Genomic DNA, 21,877 nt, shown 5'->3' with positions numbered 1-21,877 from the left:
GATTTGTGATGTTTGGCGATTGATCAGATCGCTCAAACCGGATTGAGTTCCCTTCGGTGATCTACTATTAGGCGCAGTTATTTAGCTGCACGGGCAGAGCTTTATGCGTCATTACGCGCCGCCGATTGCCGGCATAAACGATGGCGCGCCAAGGTGTGATGGAACGCCTTTGCCCGTGCCTGTTCAGTAGACCGCGCTGTGCCCGGCCTCAGTCCGGGCGGTGACGCGCTTACCCCCTCCCCAATCTTGGCGCGGCCAGATTACCCCTTGCGCCAGAATTTGTGCAAAAGCGGCGTTATGGGCAATTTTATCGGCATCCAGCAGCAGATTCCGGCCGACATACAAATCCTCCGGCAAGGCAGTGATGTTAGTCCCCTGGATATTGAGGTAATCACCGACAAAAAGGTTTTTTGGCAAGGTAGCAATGGGCGTGTTTTCCAGATCCAAACCGCCTTCGACGCTCAGGTTATCCGGTAATTCGCTTATTTGGGAATTTTCCAGAAATACATTGCCGCCCACTTGTAAATCCTCGGGCAATGTTTTGATGGGCGAGTTTTTCAAGTCCAGATCTTCAATGACCCGCAGCTCGCTGGGTAAACTTTCCAGCTGGGAATATCTTATGATAATTGAATTTATGACGACAAGCTTTGGGGGTATATGGGTAATACCGCTGGAGGTTAAATTCAGGGTGCCGTAAATCACCGTACTGCCGTCACACTTTCGGCTGAACTCGAGATTGCTTTTGAACAGGAATTGGTAAAAGCAGGAACCGGAATTACACATGCTACTTCTCCCGCACACTACATGCGCATCATTACAGGTTAAGGTTCTTCCATGTTAAGAAGCGAAGATATCCGGGTATAGAGTAACGAATACCCCCCGGCTCCGTCGTTTCAGAACTTCAGGCTCCCCACCGCTTTAGCGCGTATGCGCACGGCATTGCCGGGCATATAGGCCAGGGGCAAGGTATCAAGATCGATGATTTCGACGGTGCCCGGGATCGCTCCCGCCGTGATGGCCGCTGCCCGCGCCATGAGGGCGGCATCCGCCAGCCAGCTCTCCCGATCCCGGTGTCTCAGGGACACAATGGTATCGACGCTGCCGCTGACCTGGGCGAGGGCCACCCCGGCGGCATTGGCCACATCGGCATTCACCGGCCTGATAACCTTCGAGGCGCCCCGCAATCGGGTGGGCAGCAACCCGGCCCCGCCCCCCACCAGAATCACCGGTATGGGATCGTCTTGGGTTTTCAGCCGGTCTATCGCATCCTCCACCATGCCGACATAGCGCGTATAAGCCCGCTCCACCAGTTCGGCGGATAAATGCCGGATCCGCCGGCTATCTCCCAGATGCATCAGACCCTTCGCCACCGAAATATCGGTGACGGTTATGGTGTCGCCGCCGAAAATCAAGGCGCGCCGTGTTAATTCATATCCCACGCTTTCAGGGCCGATACGGATGCTGTTGCCGGCGCCCACCGTGACAATGGAACCGCCCCCCAGCCCGATGGAAATAATGTCCGGCATGCGAAAGTTGGTTCGCACTCCGCCTATTTCCGCGGCATGGCTCGATTCCCGCGGGAACCCTTTCGACAATATGCCGATATCGGTGGTGGTACCGCCGACATCCACCACCAGGGCATCACGCACGTCCGCCAGGTACGATGCCCCGCGGATGCTGTTGGTGGGACCGGAGGCGACGGTATGTATGGGGAAGGCCCGCGCCTGCCGCAGCGTCATCAGGGTGCCGTCGTTCTGCCCGAAATAAATCTCCGCGTGGATGTCGTGCCGGCGCAGCGCCATATCGAAACCCCTCGGTGATATCGCGGACGGCACCATGCAGCGCGGCATTTAAAATACAGGCGTTTTCACGCTCCAGTAAACCGATGGATCCGATTTCTCCTGACAGGGAAAGAGCAATCTCCGGCCCCAGCTCTTCCCGCGCCAGCACCGCCACCCGCCGTTCCTGGACGTCCGACACCGGCGCAAAGACGCCGCAGACGGAAATCGAATCCACCTGCCCTTTCACTTCCCGCAGGTATCTGCGAATCAGCGCTTCGTCAAGGTGCGCCAGCGGGTCGCCGTTATATTCGTAACCGCCGCCCACGATAAACAGCCGGTCTGACAACAGGCGGCGCAAATCGTCGGGAATATCGCTTAACGGCGGTATGGCAAGGGTAGCCGGCGCCCCCAGCCGGAAATGAGCCAGCGGGTTCAGGCCCTTGCGTTCAACAATGGCGTTGGTGCAGTGGGTCGTACCGAGCATGGCCCGCCTGATGGCGGACTTATCGATATCGGCCTCGCCGAGCAAGGCGGTTATGGCATCGTCGATTCCCGACATGATATCCGCCGTGGTGGGCCGCTTGGTACGGGCGACAACGATGCTATGCCGGTTAAGCAAGGCGGCATCGGTGTTGGTTCCGCCGACGTCGATTCCGATTCTATATGTCATGGTCATGGTCATGTTCCCCGTTTCCGGCGGCCAAGGTTTCAACCGCGATAAAATCAGTGTCGTAATTGAAATAGCGGGGGCCTGCCACTTCGATGCCGCGCGGCGTGCGCCATCTTTCGTTGGCCGGGACGCCCAATGCCGCCACCCGCACGCCGTAGCGTAATCGTTCGCTCAGGATCGGCAGGCCGGTATCCTCATCCAACAGGATAATCAGGTCGGGGGTCATGCAAACCGGAGCGGCCCCGCATCGGGCCAGCAGATATTCGTTTTGAAAATAAACCTCGAACTGCCTGCCCTTTTGGTCATCCACGCCGGCGAACGCCGCCACCCCCAGGGTAAAGCCTCCTTCACTGCGCTGATCCACGTTGACGGCCTTACCGCGGAACAAGACATAGCCCCCCAGCGCCTTCGTCAGCATGGATACCATGCCGGATTTATCGCGGCGTGCCTGCTCCACCATCCGGCCGACGTTCTGCATAAAGCTCAGGGATCCCGTAATGCCCGATCTCGCCGCCTGCGCCGGGGAAACGGGATAAGCGGCAAAAATGGCCGCGCCTCCCATCTTCACCGAAACCGCACGGGCAAACTTCTCCGCCATATGATTGTCGTCGGCTTCCACCACGCAGGAATCGTATTTTTCGTTGACCACGACAAAAGGCGACGCCCCCACGCCCTCGAGATGAAATGTCGTCATCTGGAACTCGGGGAAGGCCCGTCCCATGGCGTCCAGATCCACCACCGGCAGGCCCAGGCGCGAAGCGGTGGCCAGCGGCAGCAGGGAGTTGATTCCGCCGGCCTCGATGGGATAGATAGCGGCGATTTTCCTGCCCAGCCGCCTTTCCATCAGCCGGCAGGCGGCGACGGATTCATTACCGTTCGGCACTTTTTCCATCATGATCGTGGGCGACCCTATCATGCCGGTGGACAGCAGCAAATCATCCGGCGACAGCTCCCCGACGGAAACCAATGCCAGCGGGCCGTGTTCCTCTATGGCCTTCAGCGCCATGATTTTGCCGATGTATGGATCGCCGCCGCCGCCGCTCGCCATAAGCGAGGCGCCGATACTGATATGTTCAATCGCGTGTTTATCCAATAGGCGCATAACAGATCCCGACTGGTAATAGGGTTGATCTCAAAATAGCCGCCCGCGGGTATTGCTCCGGGACGCCATGAATAATCAAGACGTGCTCGGAACGAAAAAAAATAATAAAAAATGATATTATTCTTTCGTTCAAATAACATTCTGATAAAAGAAGACAAATTAAAGCATAAAAATTTGTGGTACCGCCAGTTTTTTGTTAAAAAAAGGAAACGCACACTGATGAAATACGCAAAAGGCATTATCGTCAACTATAATATAATAAAATAAACATCATTCATTTAATATTTAATTATTTTTCAAATATTTTATTGGCCGTTTACGTCTGTTTTTCACCGATTGACTGATGGCAAGGTCAATTGATATTTCAGATAATAATATATTGGATGATAGATAAATGGATCGCAATATCAGTCAAGCCTTTGAAGCCTTTCAAAAGTATTCCATCGATATATCGCAGCAGCTTCTTCTTTTATGGGAGACATCGAGGGAACCCTGGGGCGTTAAAAATATCTATTCGCAGTATGTTTATGCAAATAAAGCTTATTATGAGCTGATCAATATTAATCCTGCATCAATGAGTATTGAAGGATATTATGATGATGAACTGCCGTGCTCCATTGCGAGATTTGCCTGGTTTTCAAAGAGCACGATCGTAATACCCTGGCGGTTCAAGACCGGCTGTGTTCGCTGGAAATTCATTGCTATGGTCCTGAGCAAATATTAAAGCCTTATTATTTTGATAAATTTCCTTTGTTTGACAATTCCACGGCCCAATGTGTCGGCACAATATTTCATGCCCGGCAATTTGAAAACTTCTCTCTGCTAAAGCATCTCAACGGCGAGCAGCCGGGATTCTTTCGCTTCTACCCGCCGGAAAATCTGTTTACTGAAGGAGAACTGGACGTGATTTTTTTCGCCCTGCAATCCATGCCCAGTAAAAATATCGCCAAACGACTCAACCGTTCGCACCGGACCATAGAGAATAAATTACAACAGATTTATCAAAAAGCCGATGTGCATAACCTCAGCCAATTCCAGGCATTTTGCAAAGAGAAAGGTTTTGACCGCTTTATCCCGCAGAAATTCTTCAGCCCCGGCAGCCGGATGCTTACCAACGATGACGGGTGACGCCGCCGGTAACAACCGGCGGCGGATTTACTGGATCACCGCGCAGGCGATACGTTCGCCGGCGCCGCCGATGGGCTGGCTTTCGTAATCATCGGGTTTGCCGTGGATAATCAAGGAAGAACCGTCCTGATCCAGCAAGGCGGGACGTCCGTTGCCGGGACTCACCGCCACCAGCGTGGAATAGAGTTCCACGGTCAGCTTGCCGTCGGCGCCGACAAACACATTGGGCAAATCCCCCGCGTCGTTGGCGTTGCCGTTCAGGATGCCGTGCACCACGGGCATCTCGCTGTGCACATGGGAACCGGCGTCGTTGAATTTATCCTTGGCGCTGCACGATCCCTTTTCATGGAAATGCACGCCGTGCCAGCCGGGGGATATGCCCGTCGCCTCGATACGCAAGATCACCCCTTTTGGCGCCTCGGTAACGGTTATCTTACCCAGACTTTTACCGTCCCTTCCCATCAGGGTACCGGTATGCACCACCGGGTTGGGCTGGGCCCATAACGGTCCGGCAAACAACACCAATAGCATAAATATGATAATACGCCCCATAGATTTCCTCCTATAGCGTCGAAAACAGCAGATGGTTTTTTACAAAAGCGCCGGCGGCGCATGAGTCAATCATAGCCGACACAGGGGATTTACACCCGGTTGACAAGCAGGTGGGTAGACTGGGTAACAACATCAAAAACGTCTATTCCACCTTCATCGAGGAGAGCTTCTTATGACTGCGTGTTCTTTGTTTTCCGGCGGGCAATATGTCTTGTCCCTTTGCATCGGCCTGGCGCTGCTGCCCGCAGCCCCCGCCTTCGCCGCCGCTGTGCCGCCTGGGGCTGAATTGGCCGCCCGGCAGGAAATCGTGCGGCAAAATATCGCCGAACCGGCGTCACTCGACCCGCACAAGGCGGAAAGCGACAACGAATTCGCCATTATCAACGATTTTTTCGAACGGCTGGTGGCGGTTAACGATGACGGCACCGTCGAGCCCCGGCTGGCGGCAAGCTGGGAGCAAAAACAGCCTACCCTGTGGATATTCCATTTGCGGCCCCATCTCACCTGGTCCAACGGCGACGCCCTCACCGCCCGTGATGTGGTATCGAGCTGGCGGCGCCTGGTCTCACCTGATACCGCCTCCCCCTATGCCAGCTATCTCGCCAATATGCAGGTAGCGAATGCGGCGGATATCGTCGCGGGCAAAAAACCGCCTGAAGCCCTGGGCATCAAGGCATTGGACGACCTTACGCTTGAGATCCGGCTGGACCAGCCGCTGTCTTATTTTATGGACATGCTGGCCCATCAGGCATTGGCGCCGGTGAACAGCGAACTTATTCATCGGTGGGGCGATACCTGGACCCAGCCGGGGAAATTTGCCGGCAGCGGACCTTTTACCCTGCAGGAATGGGTGGTGAATGAAAAGGTCGTGGGCGTTCGCAACGGCCGCTATTGGGATAACGAACATACGATAATCGACAAGGTGACCTTCTTGTCCCTCGTGTCGGAAAATTCCGCGCTGAACCGCTATAGAAGCGATGAAATCGATATTGTTAAAACCGTACCGGAAATCCAGTTTGCCGCGCTGAAAAAAAAATTGGGCGATGAGGTACGCATTTCGCCGCAATTCGGCACCTATTTTTATGATATCAACACCGGCAAACCGCCCTTTGACGACGTACGGGTTCGTCTGGCTCTGAATCTCGGACTCGACAGGGAGATTATCGCCGCTGACATCATGGGGCAAGGGCAAACGCCGGCCTATATGTTCAGCGCGCCCGACATCGGCGGTTTTAAACCGGCGCCGCCGGCCTATGCCCATTGGCCCCGGGAGCGGCGCATCGCCGAAGGAAAGAAACTCTTGGCGCAGGCCGGCTTCGGCGAGACGCGACCGCTTAAATTCACTCTACTGTATAATACCTCCGAGACCCACCGGCGGCTCGCCATCGCGGCAAGCTCCATGTGGAAGAAAAATCTGGGCGTCGAGGCGACGTTAAGCAATCAGGAGTGGAAAACCCTGTTCAGCAGCGTGCGCAGCGGTAATTTTGAAGTGTCGAGGACAGGTTGGTACGCCGACTACAGCAATCCTGCGACGTTTCTGAATAATTACCGATCTCAGGATAGCGGCAATTATGCCAAATACAGCAACGCGGATTTCGATCGCGCCTTGACAAAGGCGGCCGACGCAAGCTCTGTTTCAAAAGCAATGGAGTATTATCAGGAAGCTGAAGATATTTTAGCAAAAGACGCACCCGGCATCCCCATTTTTTACCATGTGGCTGCCAGGCTGGTGAAACCCTATATCGGTGGATATTATGAAACCCGATTGGGGTATATTTCCACTAAAGATCTCTATGTATTACATCATTAAGCTTGTTTCGGGTCAGATCCTTCCCATCAGAACCAAAACAATCAGAATAACCACAACAACGCCAAGAATACCGCTGGGAAAATAACCCCAACTACGGCTATGCGGCCAGCTGGGCAGCGCGCCGATGAGAAGTAAAATTAATACGATAAGTACAATTGTTCCGATGCCCATGTGTGTAGCTCCTGTAAATTTTTTTTGAACTGTTCCCGTGATATCGTACTAAATAATGTTCACGATATAACCGGATGAGCACATATTCAGTCTGACCCTAAAAGTATAGCCAGGAAATAATATTTCACAGAATATTTTCATATGCGGGATTTGTTTACTAAAGGAGGTGAAGGCATATCAATGCAATGATCATTATTGCCATTAATTTGCGTCCCGATGCCGGGGATTGTTGCCCGGCATCGGGATGAAACGCCGCCTCTTTTGGCGGCGATTATTGCGTGGCCTGGATGGCGGTAAGGGCTATCGTATAAACAATATCGTCCACCAGGGCACCGCGGGACAGGTCATTGACCGGTTTGCGCAGGCCTTGCAGCATCGGACCGATGGAAACCAGGTCGGCGGAACGCTGTACCGCCTTGTAGGTGGTATTGCCGGTATTCAGATCCGGAAAAATAAAGACCGTGGCCCGGCCGGCCACCGGCGAGTCCGGCGCCTTGGTGCGCGCCACGTCGGCCATAATGGCGGCATCGTATTGCAGCGGGCCGTCAATCACCAGATCCGGGCGTTTGCGCCGCGCCAGCGCGGTGGCTTCCCGCACTTTATCCACATCGCTGCCGGTGCCCGAGGTGCCGGTGGAGTAGGACATCATCGCTACCCGCGGCTCGATGCCGAAGGCGGCGGCCGAGTCGGCGGACTGAATGGCGATTTCCGAAAGCTGTTCGGCATCCGGATCGGGATTGATGGCGCAGTCGCCGTATACCAGCACCTGCTCCGGCAACAGCATGAAAAATACCGATGAAACCAGCGAACTGCCCGGGGCCGGTTTAATCAGCTGCAACGCCGGACGAAGGGTATTGGCGGTGGTATGTACCGCGCCGGAAACCAATCCGTCCACATCCCCAGCCTCCAGCATCAGGGTACCGAGCATCACGTTGTCTTCCAATTGCTCCCGCGCCACCACTTCGGTCATGCCTTTGCTTTTACGCAGCTCCATCAGCCCCCCAGGTAGCGCTCGCGCAGCGGCGCCGGATCCTGCAGCGCCACATTGTCACCCAAAATCACGCCCGGGGCCGCGGCCGCCCGGCGAATGTCGTCGGGATTGCCCAGTAGGACACAATGGGCAATGCCCCGGTCGGCACAGATGGCGGCGGCCCGGATGGTGCGCGGCTCACCCCCCTCCGGCAACACGATGCGCTTGCCGGCCCGCCGTGCCCGTTCGGTCAGGGCATAACGGAATGCCGGCGGCGAGAGGCGGCGGGAATGCTCCGAGGCAGCGCTCAGTGAATCAATCCACCCGCTATCGATGTAGCCGGCCATGTAGTCCTGTACTTTCTCCACCCGTAAACGATCGTCCGCCGGCACTTCCAGATTAAAGCTTTGCAAACTCAGGGACGTCTGCCAGGTATTGGTATTGACCATCATCACCGGCAAACCGGTCTGAAACGCCCGCTCGCACAGCGTGGCAATGGCCGGGGGAATGGGATAGCCGCCGGTGAGCAGGACCGCGCCGATGGCCACCCCGTTCATGGCGGCCAGGCAGGCCGCCACCAGCACTTCGGGGCGGTCCGCGCAGGTGACCAGCAGCGCGCCGGCGCGAAAGTGCTGCGCCATATTTGCCAAACCGCGGGCGCAGAAAGTCACGGACTGCACCCGGCGCGTCTGCAGATCGCCGGCATTCACGATGTGGGCATGAAGATGCCCGGCCATATCCACGGCGCGGGTGGCTATCAGATCATAGTTCCAGGGGATACAGGCCAAGACCTTTAGCGGACTGTCGGCAAACCGGGGGCGGGTATCCGCGGCGGCGTCATCATGTTGGTTGGCGGCGTCGAACAGTTCGGACAGGTCTGGGCGCGTACGGCCCTGTTCATCCACCGGGGCGTGCCATTTATTGATGATAACCCCGGCGATATTCTTGTTTTGGCAGCCGCCGAACCCGGCGCAGGCCAACTCCAGCCGCGCCTTCAGCTGCGCCGGTGAATCGGCCCCCAGGGTGGTGACAAAAACCATGTCAGCGTTCAACGCCCGGGCGATGTCGTAGTTCAGACCATTGGCGAACTGATGGCGACGGGTCAGCATCAGCCCCTCAATCAGGACCACTTCGGCGTCCTGCCGGGTTTCATGATAGCGGGCGACAATCTCCTCCATCAGCACATCGCGGCGATTGGTGCTTAACAGGGTTTCCACATAGTCCATCGCCAGCGGCTGCGCGGCGGGGATCCCTGAATTGGCCCGAATGATGGCGGTGGTCTGGTCCGGCAAACTCGCGCCGTCGCGCTGCTGGGCAATGGGCTTATATACGCTCAGGCGCACGCCCTTGCGCTCGATGGCCCGGATCACGCCGAGACTGACGCTGGTCAGCCCCACATGGGTACCGGTTGGAATTAGCATAATGGTTCGAGACACGGTTGACCTCTCGGCAAATAGTCAGATCTATGTTGGATGATGAATTGGCTTGGCCGTATCATGAACACCTTTCATCCTGAATTCTTTAACCCAGCTTACAGACTTGATTTCCATTAATCAGAAATCCGCTAAAAACTTATCCTGAAACAAGAATTGACCTCCATCACAAAACTGCAACCGGTTTCTGAAACCGGTTGCAGAGATTCTTTTTCTCGCGTCATACTGCTGCCAGACCAATAATCACAAGGCTCGTCTTATGAAAAAAATACTCTTATGCTGTGCCGCCGGGATGTCCACCAGCATGGTGGTGAGGAAAATGCAAAAAGCCGCCGAAATAAAAGGAATAGAGGTGGAAATCAATGCGGTGGGTCTGGAAGAGTTCGCCGCGGAGTTCCCCCATTACGATTGTTGCCTGCTGGGACCGCAAATCAAATATAAATTGAAAGATTTTAAAATAATCGCCGATGAGCAGCATAAACCCATAGCCGTCATTAACAGCATGGATTACGGCATGATGAACGGCGAAAAAATATTAAACGATACTCTGGCGCTGCTTAATGCCTAGGAGATGAATATGTCCGGAATTAGCGAATCGGTATTCGGCGTCATTGAAAATACCATTAGTCCGATAGCAGGGAGATTATCCAGTCAACGGCATGTCATGGCCATCCGGGACGGATTTATTTCCGCAATGCCGTTTCTGATTGTCGGTTCCTTTATGCTGGTATTTGCCCATCCGCCCTTCTCCCCCACCAGCACTTGGTCCTTCGCCCAATGGTGGCTGCGGATGGCGCAGCAGTATGAAAACGTTATTCTGATGCCCTATAACATGACCATGGGTATTATGTCGGTGTTTATCGCCGCGGCGATCTCTTATAATCTGGCCACCAGCTATAAAATGAACGGTTTTATGGCCGCCCTGCTGTCATTAATGTCATTCCTGGTAGTGGCGGCTCCGCAAACCGCGGATAAAATGCTGCCGGTATCATCGCTTGGGGGGACCGGGATTTTCACCGCGATATTGGTGGGAATCTATACCACCGAGCTGATACATTTTCTGGAAGTACGGCATATCGGTATCCATCTGCCGGAACAGGTACCGCCGAAAATAAAACAGTCCTTTGATTTATTGATTCCCGTACTGGCGATATTCTTTACCCTTTACCCGTTAAGCCTGCTGATCCAATGGCAATTCGGCATGCTGCTGCCCCAGGCCATTATGGCGCTGTTCCAGCCGATTGTTTCCGCTGCCGATACCCTGCCGGCCATTTTGCTCTCCGTATTGATCTGCCATCTGCTGTGGTTCGCCGGCATTCACGGCGCGGTCATCGTCGGCGGCGTGTTGCAGGCTTTCTGGCTGACCAATCTGGGCATCAACCAGCAGGAACTCACCGCCGGACAACCCTTAACCCATATTTTTATCGAACCGTTCTGGCTGTTTTTCATCGTGATTGGCGGATCGGGTTCCACCATGGGGCTGGTGGGGCTGTATTTACGCAGCCGTTCCGCCCATTTGCGCTCCATCGGCAAGCTCAGCATGGTGCCCTGTATTTTCAACATTAACGAACCGGTGATTTTCGGCTCTCCGGTGGTGATGAATCCCACCCTCTTCATTCCGTTTATTACCGCGCCGCTGGTTAACGGTACTCTGGCCTATATCGCCACCCGTACCGATATGGTGGGCCGGGTGATTTCCGTGGTGCCCTGGACCACTCCTGCCCCCATCGGCGCCGCCTGGTCCACCGGCTGGGATATCCGCGCCGCGTTCCTGGTGGTTGTCCTGGTGGCCGTATCCACGCTGATTTATTACCCCTTCTTCAAAATCTACGAACGGCAGCTGCTGGCGCAGGAAGATCCGTTGCCGCAGACCCAGGCCCAGGAGGCATAACCATGAGCGAGACGGTGGCGATGGATATGGAAAGTACGATCATGGCTTTGATTATCTTTGCCGGCGAGGCGCGTTCCGAATCGATGGAGGCGCTGCGCGCCGCCCGCAACCGGGAGTGGCTGAAGGTCGATGCCCTATTGGCCGCCGCCTCCGACGCCGCCCGCCAGGCGCACCGTATCCAGACGCAATTAATAGGCGCCGACGAGGGCGTGGGGAAAATTCCGGTGAACCTTATCATGGTACATGCCCAGGATCATCTGATGAACGCCATGCTGTGCCGGGAATTGGTTGAAGAAATCATCGTCCTGTATCGCGAAATCGACACCCTAAAGCATCCGGGCGAAGCCTGCGGGCAAAAGCCATGATCTCGGGCGCTCCGTTTAAGCGGAATTGAGTAAGCGGTTTTAAATAAACGGGTTTAATCAGCCCGGGGCTCACCGTATCGAAAATCAGAGGGAATTATTATGCATTACCAGACACCGGCGCCATTCCCACAGGGATTTCTTTGGGGCGCCTCCACGTCGGCCTATCAGGTGGAAGGCGCCTGGAACGAAGAAGGCAAAGGCCCGTCGGTCATCGACCGGGCCTCGTTTCCACCGGAACTCAGCGACTTCACCGTCACCAGCGATCACTATCATCATTTTGCCGGCGATATCGCCCTGTTTGCTGAAATGGGTCTCAAAACCTACCGGTTTTCCATCGCCTGGAGCCGCCTGTTTCCCACCGGCGAAGGCGAATTGAATTTCCAGGGCGTGGCATTCTACCGCCGCCTGATTGATGAGATCCGCCGCCACGGCATTGAACCGCTGGTGACGCTGTACCATTTCGATTTACCCTGGGCGTTGCAACAGCAAGGCGGCTGGTCGAACCCACGCACCGTCGACGCCTTTGAGCGGTTCGCCCGTACCGCCTTTGAACTCTACGGCGGCCAGGTCAAGTATTGGCTGACCATCAATGAACAGAATATGATGATCCTAAAAGGCGATGTCATCGGCACGCTGCCGCCGGGCACCGCCAATCCGCAAAAAACCCTCTATCAGCAAAACCACCATATGATGCTGGCGCAGGCCAGGGCAATGATTGCCTGCCATGAGATGCTGCCCGAGGCCAAAATCGGCCCGGCGCCGAACATTTCCTGCGTCTACCCCGCCAGTTCCCGGCCGGAAGATGTGATTGCCGCCAACAATTTCTCGTCTATTCGCAACTGGCTCTATCTGGATTTGGCCTGTTTTGGGCGGTATAACGCGGTGGCCTGGAGTTTTATGCGGGAAAAGGGCTACCTGCCGCAGATAACCGAAGAGGAAATGGCGCTATTGCAGCGGGGCCGTCCCGACTTTATCGCGTTTAATTATTATGCCTCCACCACGGTTGCCGACGGACAAGACCGCGGCGCCGGCGGGCAGGAGCGCCGTGAAGTGGAGGATCAGCAACTGCCCGGCATCGATAAATCGGTGTATATAGGCGCCGATAATCCCAACCTGGAACACAATGAATTCGGCTGGTATATCGACCCGGTGGGTTTCCGGGTGACCTGCCGGGAAATATACGAGCGCTACCGGCTGCCGTTAATCATTACCGAAAACGGCCTGGGCGCGTTTGACCGGCTGGCGCAGGATAATAAAATTCATGACGATTACCGTATTCGCTACCTCAGCGCCCATATCCGGCAGCTGCAGCTGGCGATTACCGACGGCGTCGAGCTGTTTGGCTACTGCCCCTGGTCAGCCATTGACCTGGTCAGTACCCATCAGGGCATCAGCAAACGCTACGGATTTATTTATGTCAATCGGGATGAGCACGACCTGAAGGATTTGGCCCGCTATCCGAAAAAGAGTTTTTACTGGTATCAGCGCGTCATTACTACCAACGGGGAGCGTCTGGATACCGATATTGAGTATTAGCTATTAGCAATGCGCCGGAGCTAAAGGTGTCCCACCGGCGTTTTTTTCTGGCGCGAAGTGGCGGCGAAAGGGCCGGGCACCACCGAATCGCGAATCACCAGCTCGCCGCTGAAGGGTTTTAGCGGCGACACCGGCTTGCCGTCCAGTACGTGAACCACCTGATCGAGCGCGCTTTTGATCATCTCCGCCACCGGCACATGGACGGTGGTCAGGGGAGGATTGAAATAGGATGCCACGGGAATGTCATCGAAACTCACCAGGGAGATGTCGCCGGGAATGGTTTTGCCATGTTCCCGCAGCGCCTTGGCGGCGCCGATGGCCATATCGTCGTTACAGCACACCAGCGCGCTGAAACCCGCCGGGCGCCGCAGGAGTTCGGCGCAGGCTTCATAACCGCTGCCGAGCGACCAGTGTCCCGGCGCCATCAGCGCCTCATTCAATGAAATGCCCTTTTCCCTCAGCGCCTGCCGATACCCCTGTTCACGGGCGCCGGCGGTGGGAGATCCCTGCGCGCCGCTGATAAAGGCAATGTCACGATGCCCCTGCTCTATGAGATAACCCACCGCCTGGCGGGCATCGGCCTGATGGGTGGCGAACACGCAGTGCTGCCGCGCCAGCGGCAGGTTGCGGTTGATGACGATAAAAGGAATCTCGTGCTGGCGAATAATCGCCATCAGCTCTTTCTCCCCCAGAAAACGCGGGTAGATAATCACCGCATCGCAGCGGCGATCCAGCAAAAACTGTATGGATTCCAGCTCGCTTTCCGCGCTGTATTTACCGTCCACCAGAATCAGCTGCCGGCCATAGTTTTCGGTCATCTTGGCGGTTTGATATAACAGCTCGCTAAAATAGGGGCCGTTGAATATGGAGTTGGTGACAATCAGGCCGATGCTTTGGGAATTTTGCGTGGCCAGGCTGCGCGCCACAAGATTGGGACGGTAGCCGGACTCTTCGATGGCATTAAACACCCGCTGGCGGGTGCTCTCCTTGACATAGTTATTACCCGCCAGGACACGGGATACCGTGGACTTGGAAACGCCCGCTTTTCTTGCAACATCCTGCATGGTAATCATCTATGAAGCCTTGTTCAACGGACGTACGGGGGAAAGATCCTGCTGATTTTAGCATACCGGACTTCGCGCCATAAAGCTTTCCGCGGCCGGCGAATGCCTTTGGACCAAGCGCCCGGCAGCCGGCTATTTCCACTGCCGCCAAACAGGCTGCGCCGGACGCCCGGCAGCTGAATAGATCCGCCGGACGCCGGCGGGCTGCAGGCGTTACGCCAGAGCTTTATCAATGGCCGACAGCAACCGTGGATCGTCGGCGGTCACATCCGGCGCAAAACGCGCCACCACCTCGCCCTGCCGGTTAATCAGGAATTTTTCAAAATTCCATAATACATCCTGGCGATTGACGGGATCGACGCCGTAGCCTTTCAGCCGTTCGCGGAACGGCCCCTCTCCTATGGCGTCCGGCTGCGCCGCCGTTAATTTCCCGTACAGCGGATGCCGGTCCTCCCCCAGCACCGAAATTTTCGAAAACAGCGGGAAATGCACATCGTAGGTCAGCGTGCAAAAATCCTTGATCTCCGCATCGCTGCCCGGTTCCTGGCCCTTGAAGTTATTGGCGGGAAAACCCAGCACTTCCAGCCCCTGGGAATGCCGGTCCTGATAAAGCTTTTCCAATGCTTCGTATTGCGGGGTCAGGCCGCATTTGGAGGCGACGTTAACCACCAGCAGCGCTTTGCCGCGATAGTCCGCCAGGCTGGCGGCGGTGCCGTCGATTTTTAACGGGAATGTCGTAAACGGAATCTGTCATGAATTATCCTCTTGAATATGCTGATGAATCACGCTCCGCCAGACGCGGCCGGGGCAACGGATACTTTATGACAATAACACGCCGGACGGCGCCTTGCATGCCGCCCATGGAGAAAGTCAGCCGCTAGATTTCCACCTGCGTGCCCAGCTCGATAACCCGGTTGGGAGGAATTTCATATTCATCCGCCACCCGCAGGGCATTGCGGCTCAACGTGATAAACAGCTTGCCCCGCAGGAACCGGAGCCAGGACCGCTTGGTCAGGATCAACGCTTCGTGCGACATGAAAAACGAGGTTTCCATGATCTGGCAGGGTAAGCCTTCCAGGCCGCAGCGGTGGAATATTTCCAGCATATTCGGCGCTTCAAGCCAGCCGTAGCGGGCTACTACCCGCCAGAACGTGGGGGATAGCTGCTCAATGACCACGCGGCGGACGTTATGGACGTAGGGAGCATGCTCCGTGCGCACCGTCAGCAGGATCACCCGCTCATGCAGCATCTTGTTATGTTTGAGGTTATGCAGCAGGGCAAAGGGGATGACATTGGTGATATGGGACATAAATACCGCCGTACCCTGGACGCGCACCGGCGGATTTTTCTCCAGGGAGGCTATCATCGCCTCCAGGGAGTTGCCGTGGGAGTGCAGCTTGCGCGCCAGACTGAAACGTTCGGTATTCCAGGTGGTCATGACGATAAACATCACCAGCCCCAGCAGCAGCGGCAACCAGCCGCCGGAGAACAGTTTAAGGGCATTGGAGGCGAACATCGGCACGTCTATGACCAGCAGCGCCGCCAGTATCAGCCCTACCAGGACCCGGTTCCAGCGCCAGGTATTTACCGCCACCCAGGTCACCAGCAGGCTGGTTAACAGCATGGTGCCGGTGACGGCGATACCGTAAGCCGCCGCCAGGTTGCTGGAGTGTTTGGCAAAGGCAATGACCAGCACCACGGCCACATACAACATCCAGTTGATGGTGGGGACATAAATTTGCCCGGATTCCTCAGCCGAGGTATGGATTATGCGCATCGGCGGCAGATATCCCAGGCGCACCGCCTGGCGGGTCAGGGAAAAGACGCCGGAAATAACCGCCTGGGAAGCGATAATCGTCGCCAGGGCCGACAGGATCAGCAACGGGATCAACGCCCAGCCGGGGGCCAATAAAAAGAAGGGATTGATGATGGACGACGGGTCTTGCAACAGCAACGCGCCCTGGCCGAAATAGTTAAGCACCAGCGACGGCAGCACCACCACGAACCAGGCCAGCTGGATGGGGCGTTTGCCGAAATGCCCCATATCGGCATACAGCGCTTCCACGCCGGTAATGGCCAGCACCACCGCTCCGAGGGCAAAGAAGGACAATTTTTTGTATTCAACGAAAAAATGCAGCGCCCATGCCGGGTTTATCGCCTGCAGGACCGCCGGGTAGATCATAATACTGCGTACGCCCAGCAGCGCCAGGGTCAGGAACCATGCCAGCATCACCGGCGCGAAAAACTTGCCGACGCGGCTGGTGCCGTGCTTTTGGATCATGAACAGCAGGGTAATGACGGCAATGGAGGCCGGGACGATATAGCCGGAATAGGACGGTGCGACAATCACCAGCCCCTCAATGGCGGAGATTACAGAAATGGCCGGAGTAATTACCACATCGCCATAAAAAAAGCCGCTGCCTATCAGCCCCAGCACCATAATCAGCGTCGCCGTACGCGCCGGGGTATTGCGGCCGGCCAGGGACATCAGCGTCATGATGCCGCCCTCGCCGGCATGATCGGCCCGCATGACATAAACCAGGTATTTCAGCGAAACAATCAGGATCAGCAGCCAGAAAATCAGGGAAAGGAAGCCGAATACCTGGTCCGGACGAACATCGAAACCATAGTTGCCGGAAAAGCATTCTCGCAGGGTATAGAGGGGACTGGTGCCGATATCGCCGTACACCACGCCGATAGCCGCAAGTGTTGCCACAGACAACGGCTGTTTATGTTCTGTGCTCATAGATTCAACTACAGGATCCGAATGGAAGGCGGTAAGCGTCCGTTACCCGTGACGCCTCGCGGAAAAGCGCTCAGTATGCACCTGAGCGTCAGATTTCCTAACAAAATCTTGGTGATTCATGAAGAGATCTACGGCGCCAGGCGGCCGTTTTCAATGCAGACGGTATCAAAGGCGAAGACCACTTCGGGATCCGGCAGGGCCAGTTTTTTGTCCTTTCCCTTATAATTCAGCCGTCCCAGCAGGTCGCGCAGAATGTTGATCCTTGCTTCATGCTTGTCGTCGGTATGCACGATGACCCACGGTGTATTGGGGGTGTGGGAGCGAATCAGCATTTCATTGCGTGCATTGCTGTACTGCTTCCACTGTTTGGTGGCCTGCTCGTCGATGGGGCTGATTTTCCATTGCTTAAGAGGATCGGTCAGCCGGGCCTCCAAACGCTCTTTTTGCTCGTGCTTGCTGATATCAAGGTAATATTTAATGATTTTAATGCCTGAATCCACCAGCAGCTGTTCAAAATCCGTCACCGTATTCATGAACAGTTCGTACTCTTTATCGCTGCAAAAACCCATCACCCTCTCAACGCCGGCGCGGTTGTACCAGCTGCGGTTAAACAGCACCATCTCCTGCGCCGCCGGCAATTCCGCCACGTAACGCTGGAAGTACCATTCGGCGCGATCCCGCTCTGACGGCTTGCCCAGGGCGACAATGCGAAATTCCCGCGGGCTCAGATGCTGGGAAATGGTCTTGATGATACCATCCTTGCCCGCCGCGTCGCGCCCTTCAAAAATCACCAGGATCTGATCGTTGGAGGCAATAATTTCCCGCTGCAGCTTGACTAGCTCGATTTGCAGTAAATGCAGGGTCTGATCGTACTCTTTGCCCGAGTAGGGATGTTCCGAATCATGATCCGGCTGATGATCGTTGCTTTTACTCATTATTTTTCTCCGTTACTTGCGCAGCGCATAACCCAAACTGCATTGATTATGGCATACCCGCGGCGAACCCTAAGATTAATTGATACCGGTATGGCCGATTTGCGCAAGGCGGATTGTAAGCAGATTTTAAAACAGCCCGCGGGCAGGGCCGGGATTCAGTTCGCGGGCGAACTGGCCGATGCGCTGCAAACCGTGGGGCCAGGCGCCGAAACCCGATTGTGCGTTGATATGCCCCCCCTCGCCGACATCCACCAGCTCACTACCCCAGGCCTGTGCCCAGTAGCGGGCGCGGCTGAACGCCAGCAGCGGGTCGTTATGGCTGGCGAACAGCAGGCTTGGCACCGGTAACGGGGTGGCAAGGATACGCTCTTCAAGCTCGAAACGCACCGGTTCGGCAGGCGCCACCAGCACTACGCCGGCCACCACGCCGGGGAATTGGCTGGCGAAATACCATGATGACAGCGCGCCAAAGCTATGGCCTATCAACAGTAAGTGCGAGCGCTGCTCCCCAGCTCGCGCCGGATCGCCGCCACCCAGCCGTCCAGATCCGGATCCTGCCAGTTGCGCTGCGTGATGCGCAGCCAGTGCGGATGCCGTTGCCGCCAGCAGCTTTGCCAATGTTCCGGCCCGCTATCCTGAATGCCCGGCACCAGCAGAACGGTCAGCGCGCCGAAGGGTCGTCGGAATATGGCGACGAGACCCCGTCGAGGGAAATTCCACCGAGGCGCGCCGGTCCATGTCCGTTCATAGGGCAGGTGCGCCAGGACATAAGCCACCGCCAGCAAATCAGCGCTGCCGCCGGGGCTGAGATAAAGCGCTGTCAGCGCGGCATCCATTTGCCGTAGCTCGGCGATATCCCAGCCGCAAAGCAATAAGCGCCGGGCGTAGCGCTGCACAAAATGCAGGCCCGGCAGGCCGCCGCGCGAGACCAGGTTGGTATCGGGATTATAAGCCATGAGCAGTAGCAGACAGTGCAGCATAATCATGGGCTCGCCGGCGCCGTCGGCCTTGAGGCGATCCCAGTCGGGTAAAACATACCGGCGCACGGTGGCGAATCCGCTCGCCGCTTCCCCGCGCGCACCGGTCATGCCGTAGCGCTGAAACAGCTGCTCCCCGCCGTAGCCGCCCGCCGGCGATCCGCCAGCTCTGTCATCACCATACGGGCGCATATTGCCGCCACTTCGTCGCACAATCCCCCGCGGGTTAACGGCTGTAAGCGCCCTTTCAGCCGTCCGGCGGCGGTGCATAATAACCCGAGGGAGAAAACCCCGCCTTTGTGGGTATTGACGCCGCCGGTAGCGGCAAACATCCCCTGCTCGCAGGCCAGCCCCAGCGGACGTATACGGGCCAGCACCTCCCCGGCCGGAAGCGCGGCATAACGATAGCCAAGGGCGGTAAAGCGGCTGAACCAGGGGACTATGGCCGCGATGCTGCGCAGGAACAGCGGTAAATCCATATCCTGGTGCGCACCGTTATTGCAGTTATCCACCAGTCCCGGTTTGGGCGTCAAATACACCTCCTCCCGCAGCGCGGCGGCGGCCAACCGCGCCACCGCCATAAGTTCGGCATCGGCAACGGGATAATGGAGCGGAATGGGCGGATTACCGCTTATCGGGCCGGCGTCGCTTCGCAGCGCTTCAGCTTTCATCGCGGACAAAATACGCCTCCAGCAGATCCTTTATTCTAGCCGTCAACTGAGGCAACGGATGCCGGCGGGACCGCCCGCAGGCATGGGCGGGTTGGTCGCAGACAAGACAGCGGCGTCCGGCCTGACTAAGAAAATTGCGGCCGATAATACCGTCGTGGACCGAAATAACATCCATATCCCAGAGACGGCCGAGGGGATGCTGCTGCTCCAGCGCCACCGTGGCGGCTTTTATTTCCCCGGCCCCATGCCCCACCGCCCAAAACGCTTCCGGTCCGGTGGACAGCCAAAAGGCCTGTCGCGCCGCCACCGGCCAGCCGCGGCCCGTCAACATCCCCTCGCAAACGTTGATGGCTTCCGCCATCAATTGCCGATAAGGGGCCGAATCCTTCACCGGCCCCGGCGTTACCAGCGTCAGCGAAATCAGCGGCCGGCCATAACGGCCGATCCACTCCCGTTGCCGCGCCGCGCGGCGCTCCTTCGCCGCCAGCAGTTGATCCAGCGTAACGTCCGCGGCGATATCTCCGGTCAGAGTCACCTAGTCATCCTCTTTTACCTGGCGTACCACATCAATCACGCTGCCATCGCGGTAGCGCACCACACCGACAATCCGCGAAGTAAACTCGATGGGCCTGGGTTCACCGGTCAGCGCCACCGCCCGCTGATAGAGCTGTTCGATATCCAGCACTTCGAGACCGGCTTCTTCCAGCCGCCGGCGCACCTCCGGCCGCGCCGGATTGACGGCGATGCCTTGATCGGTCACCAGAACGTCGACGCTTTCACCAGGCGTTACCCGCGTCGTCACCTGGCGGACCACGGTAGGGATACGGCTGCGCGTCAGGGGCGCCACCACAATGGTCAGATTGGCCGCGGCAGCCACATCGCAATGACCACCCGAAGCGCCGCGCATCACGCCGTCGGAGCCGGTAATAACGTTAACGTTGAAATTCACGTCGATTTCCAGCGCGCTGAGGATGACGATATCCAATTGATCGCAGCAGGCCGCCTTGGCGGCGGGGTTGGCATAGACATTGGTGGAAATTTCGATATGGCGCGGGTTATGTTGCAGCGACTCCGCCGACTGACTGTCAAAGGACTGGGTATCGAGCAGGATATCGATCAGGCCTTTCTCATGCAGATCGACAATGCTGCCGGTGATACCCCCCAGCGCAAAGCGGGCCTTGATATGGCGCCGCTCCATCTTTTCCGCCATAAAACGGGTACAGGCGGTGCTTGACGCCCCCGAGCCGGTTTGCAGGGAGAACCCGTCGACAAAATAGCCGGAATGCTCAATGACCTCGGCGGCGCTGCGGGCGATCATCAGCTCCCGTGGATTACTGGTGACCCGCGCCGCGCCCACGCTGATTTTAGCCGGGTCCCCTACCTGATCCACCTTGACGATATAGTCAACCTGATCCTGAACCAGACTGGCGGGCAGATTGGGAAAAGGCAGCAAGGCTTCGGTGAGCAATACCACCTTGCGGGCAAAACGCGCATCCACCATGGCATAGCCCAGGGAACCGCAGCAGGATTGACCGTGGCTGCCGTTGGCATTACCGAACTCATCGCTGCACGGCACGCCGAGAAACGCCACGTCGATCTTGAGCTCGCCATCCTGCAGCAGTTTTACTCTTCCGCCATGGGAATGGATTTGTACCGGTTCTTCCATCAGGCCATGGGAAATAGCGTCCGCCAGCTTGCCGCGCATGCCCGACGTATAGATGCGGCTAATAACGCCCGCCCGGATGGGTTCTATCAAGGCATCATTGCAGGTCATCAGCGAACTGGACGCCAGCGTCAGGTTTTTAAACCCTAAGCGGGCAAGGGTTTCCACCACCCGATTAATGACCATATCCCCTTCCCGAAAGGCATGATGGAACGAGATGGTCATACCGTCACGCAGGCCGCTGCGTTCAATGGCCTGTTCCAGGCTGTCGCAAAGCTTGCGCTGGTGTTTGGCCAGATTATCCGCCAGCCAGGGCGTGGTACTGCACGCATGGCTGAACTGCGCCAGTTGCCCGAGATGCCGATATTGCGTCTGTAGATTGTCTAAAAAATCACTCATTAGGTATTCCTGT

The 21,877-nt window shown here is 56.6% G+C and carries 18 protein-coding genes and 4 pseudogenes; 7 read left to right on the top strand and 15 right to left on the bottom strand.

Annotated elements, in window-relative coordinates:
- Positions 1-183 precede the first annotated feature (183 nt).
- The 4 genes and pseudogenes from GTU79_RS12050 to GTU79_RS12040 all read right to left on the bottom strand — a co-directional run bounded on the left by GTU79_RS12050 (position 184) and on the right by GTU79_RS12040 (position 3,553).
- Positions 184-783, bottom strand: coding sequence for a hypothetical protein (locus GTU79_RS12050; protein ID WP_203521751.1), 600 nt, complete (start codon positions 781-783; stop codon positions 184-186).
- A gap of 110 nt (positions 784-893) precedes the next feature.
- Complete coding sequence (locus GTU79_RS30290; protein WP_253073562.1) at positions 894-1,802, bottom strand: hydantoinase/oxoprolinase family protein; 909 nt, start codon at positions 1,800-1,802, stop codon at positions 894-896.
- 190 nt (positions 1,803-1,992) lie between these two features.
- A pseudogene (locus GTU79_RS30285) lies at positions 1,993-2,451 on the bottom strand (hydantoinase/oxoprolinase N-terminal domain-containing protein); the annotation flags it as partial.
- The gene (locus tag GTU79_RS12040) at positions 2,441-3,553 is read right to left on the bottom strand and encodes a DUF917 domain-containing protein (RefSeq protein ID WP_203521753.1); all 1,113 of its coding nucleotides are present in this window, start codon (positions 3,551-3,553) and stop codon (positions 2,441-2,443) included. The pseudogene GTU79_RS30285 and the gene GTU79_RS12040, both read right to left, overlap by 11 nt.
- A gap of 394 nt (positions 3,554-3,947) precedes the next feature.
- On the opposite strand from GTU79_RS12040, the gene GTU79_RS30280 reads away from it, so the two are divergent.
- Both GTU79_RS30280 and GTU79_RS30275 read left to right on the top strand, forming a co-directional pair.
- Positions 3,948-4,277, top strand: coding sequence for a hypothetical protein (locus GTU79_RS30280; protein ID WP_253073561.1), 330 nt, complete (start codon positions 3,948-3,950; stop codon positions 4,275-4,277).
- A gap of 26 nt (positions 4,278-4,303) precedes the next feature.
- Positions 4,304-4,681 carry a helix-turn-helix transcriptional regulator gene (locus GTU79_RS30275; RefSeq protein ID WP_253073560.1) on the top strand — a complete coding sequence of 126 codons (378 nt, stop codon included), beginning with the start codon at positions 4,304-4,306 and terminating at the stop codon, positions 4,679-4,681.
- A gap of 27 nt (positions 4,682-4,708) precedes the next feature.
- On the opposite strand, the gene sodC is transcribed toward GTU79_RS30275, so the two are convergent.
- Positions 4,709-5,233, bottom strand: coding sequence for a superoxide dismutase[Cu-Zn] (gene sodC / locus GTU79_RS12030; RefSeq protein WP_203521755.1), 525 nt, complete (start codon positions 5,231-5,233; stop codon positions 4,709-4,711).
- A gap of 172 nt (positions 5,234-5,405) precedes the next feature.
- Here sodC and GTU79_RS12025 point away from each other — a divergent pair, with 172 nt between their 5' ends.
- Positions 5,406-7,043 carry an ABC transporter substrate-binding protein gene (locus tag GTU79_RS12025; RefSeq protein ID WP_203521756.1) on the top strand — a complete coding sequence of 546 codons (1,638 nt, stop codon included), beginning with the start codon at positions 5,406-5,408 and terminating at the stop codon, positions 7,041-7,043.
- A 12-nt stretch (positions 7,044-7,055) separates the two neighbouring features.
- On the opposite strand, the gene GTU79_RS12020 is transcribed toward GTU79_RS12025, so the two are convergent.
- Together GTU79_RS12020 and pta are read right to left on the bottom strand one after the other, a co-directional pair.
- The gene (locus GTU79_RS12020; protein WP_132921959.1) at positions 7,056-7,214 is read right to left on the bottom strand and encodes a DUF3309 family protein; all 159 of its coding nucleotides are present in this window, start codon (positions 7,212-7,214) and stop codon (positions 7,056-7,058) included.
- Positions 7,215-7,485: 271 nt separating this feature from the next.
- A pseudogene (gene pta / locus GTU79_RS12015) lies at positions 7,486-9,605 on the bottom strand (phosphate acetyltransferase).
- A gap of 271 nt (positions 9,606-9,876) precedes the next feature.
- On the opposite strand from pta, the gene GTU79_RS12010 reads away from it, so the two are divergent.
- From GTU79_RS12010 to GTU79_RS11995, 4 genes are all read left to right on the top strand, one after another.
- A complete protein-coding gene (locus tag GTU79_RS12010) occupies positions 9,877-10,185 on the top strand; it encodes a PTS sugar transporter subunit IIB (protein ID WP_132921961.1) in 309 nt (102 codons plus the stop codon).
- A gap of 9 nt (positions 10,186-10,194) precedes the next feature.
- Complete coding sequence (locus tag GTU79_RS12005; protein ID WP_132921962.1) at positions 10,195-11,508, top strand: PTS sugar transporter subunit IIC; 1,314 nt, start codon at positions 10,195-10,197, stop codon at positions 11,506-11,508.
- A gap of 20 nt (positions 11,509-11,528) precedes the next feature.
- Positions 11,529-11,873 carry a PTS lactose/cellobiose transporter subunit IIA gene (locus GTU79_RS12000; protein ID WP_214514139.1) on the top strand — a complete coding sequence of 115 codons (345 nt, stop codon included), beginning with the start codon at positions 11,529-11,531 and terminating at the stop codon, positions 11,871-11,873.
- 99 nt (positions 11,874-11,972) lie between these two features.
- Entirely contained in the window at positions 11,973-13,409 is a 1,437-nt protein-coding gene (locus tag GTU79_RS11995) for a glycoside hydrolase family 1 protein (protein ID WP_203521758.1), read from the top strand.
- Positions 13,410-13,429: 20 nt separating this feature from the next.
- Here GTU79_RS11995 and GTU79_RS11990 read toward each other — a convergent pair whose 3' ends face one another.
- The 8 genes and pseudogenes from GTU79_RS11990 to citF form a co-directional block, all read right to left on the bottom strand.
- Entirely contained in the window at positions 13,430-14,482 is a 1,053-nt protein-coding gene (locus tag GTU79_RS11990) for a LacI family DNA-binding transcriptional regulator (RefSeq protein WP_203521759.1), read from the bottom strand.
- 204 nt (positions 14,483-14,686) lie between these two features.
- The gene (locus GTU79_RS11985) at positions 14,687-15,220 is read right to left on the bottom strand and encodes a glutathione peroxidase (RefSeq protein WP_214514138.1); all 534 of its coding nucleotides are present in this window, start codon (positions 15,218-15,220) and stop codon (positions 14,687-14,689) included.
- A 130-nt stretch (positions 15,221-15,350) separates the two neighbouring features.
- A complete protein-coding gene (gene kup / locus GTU79_RS11980) occupies positions 15,351-17,219 on the bottom strand; it encodes a low affinity potassium transporter Kup (protein WP_203521760.1) in 1,869 nt (622 codons plus the stop codon).
- 128 nt (positions 17,220-17,347) lie between these two features.
- The gene (gene ppk2 / locus GTU79_RS11975; RefSeq protein ID WP_132921967.1) at positions 17,348-18,154 is read right to left on the bottom strand and encodes a polyphosphate kinase 2; all 807 of its coding nucleotides are present in this window, start codon (positions 18,152-18,154) and stop codon (positions 17,348-17,350) included.
- A gap of 126 nt (positions 18,155-18,280) precedes the next feature.
- Positions 18,281-18,843 (bottom strand): annotated as a pseudogene (locus GTU79_RS11970) (RBBP9/YdeN family alpha/beta hydrolase).
- 132 nt (positions 18,844-18,975) lie between these two features.
- Positions 18,976-19,712 (bottom strand): annotated as a pseudogene (locus tag GTU79_RS30270) (triphosphoribosyl-dephospho-CoA synthase); the annotation flags it as partial.
- A gap of 79 nt (positions 19,713-19,791) precedes the next feature.
- Positions 19,792-20,337, bottom strand: a complete 546-nt coding sequence (gene citX, locus GTU79_RS11960; protein WP_203521762.1) for a citrate lyase holo-[acyl-carrier protein] synthase — start codon at positions 20,335-20,337, stop codon at positions 19,792-19,794.
- Positions 20,338-21,864, bottom strand: a complete 1,527-nt coding sequence (gene citF / locus GTU79_RS11955) for a citrate lyase subunit alpha (protein ID WP_203521763.1) — start codon at positions 21,862-21,864, stop codon at positions 20,338-20,340.
- Between the last annotated feature and the right edge of the window lie 13 nt (positions 21,865-21,877).

Source organism: Sodalis ligni (genome assembly GCF_016865525.2).
In the GTDB taxonomy this organism is placed as follows: Bacteria; Pseudomonadota; Gammaproteobacteria; order Enterobacterales; family Enterobacteriaceae; genus Acerihabitans; species Acerihabitans ligni.
This window is presented reverse-complemented; position numbering and strand designations above follow the sequence as displayed.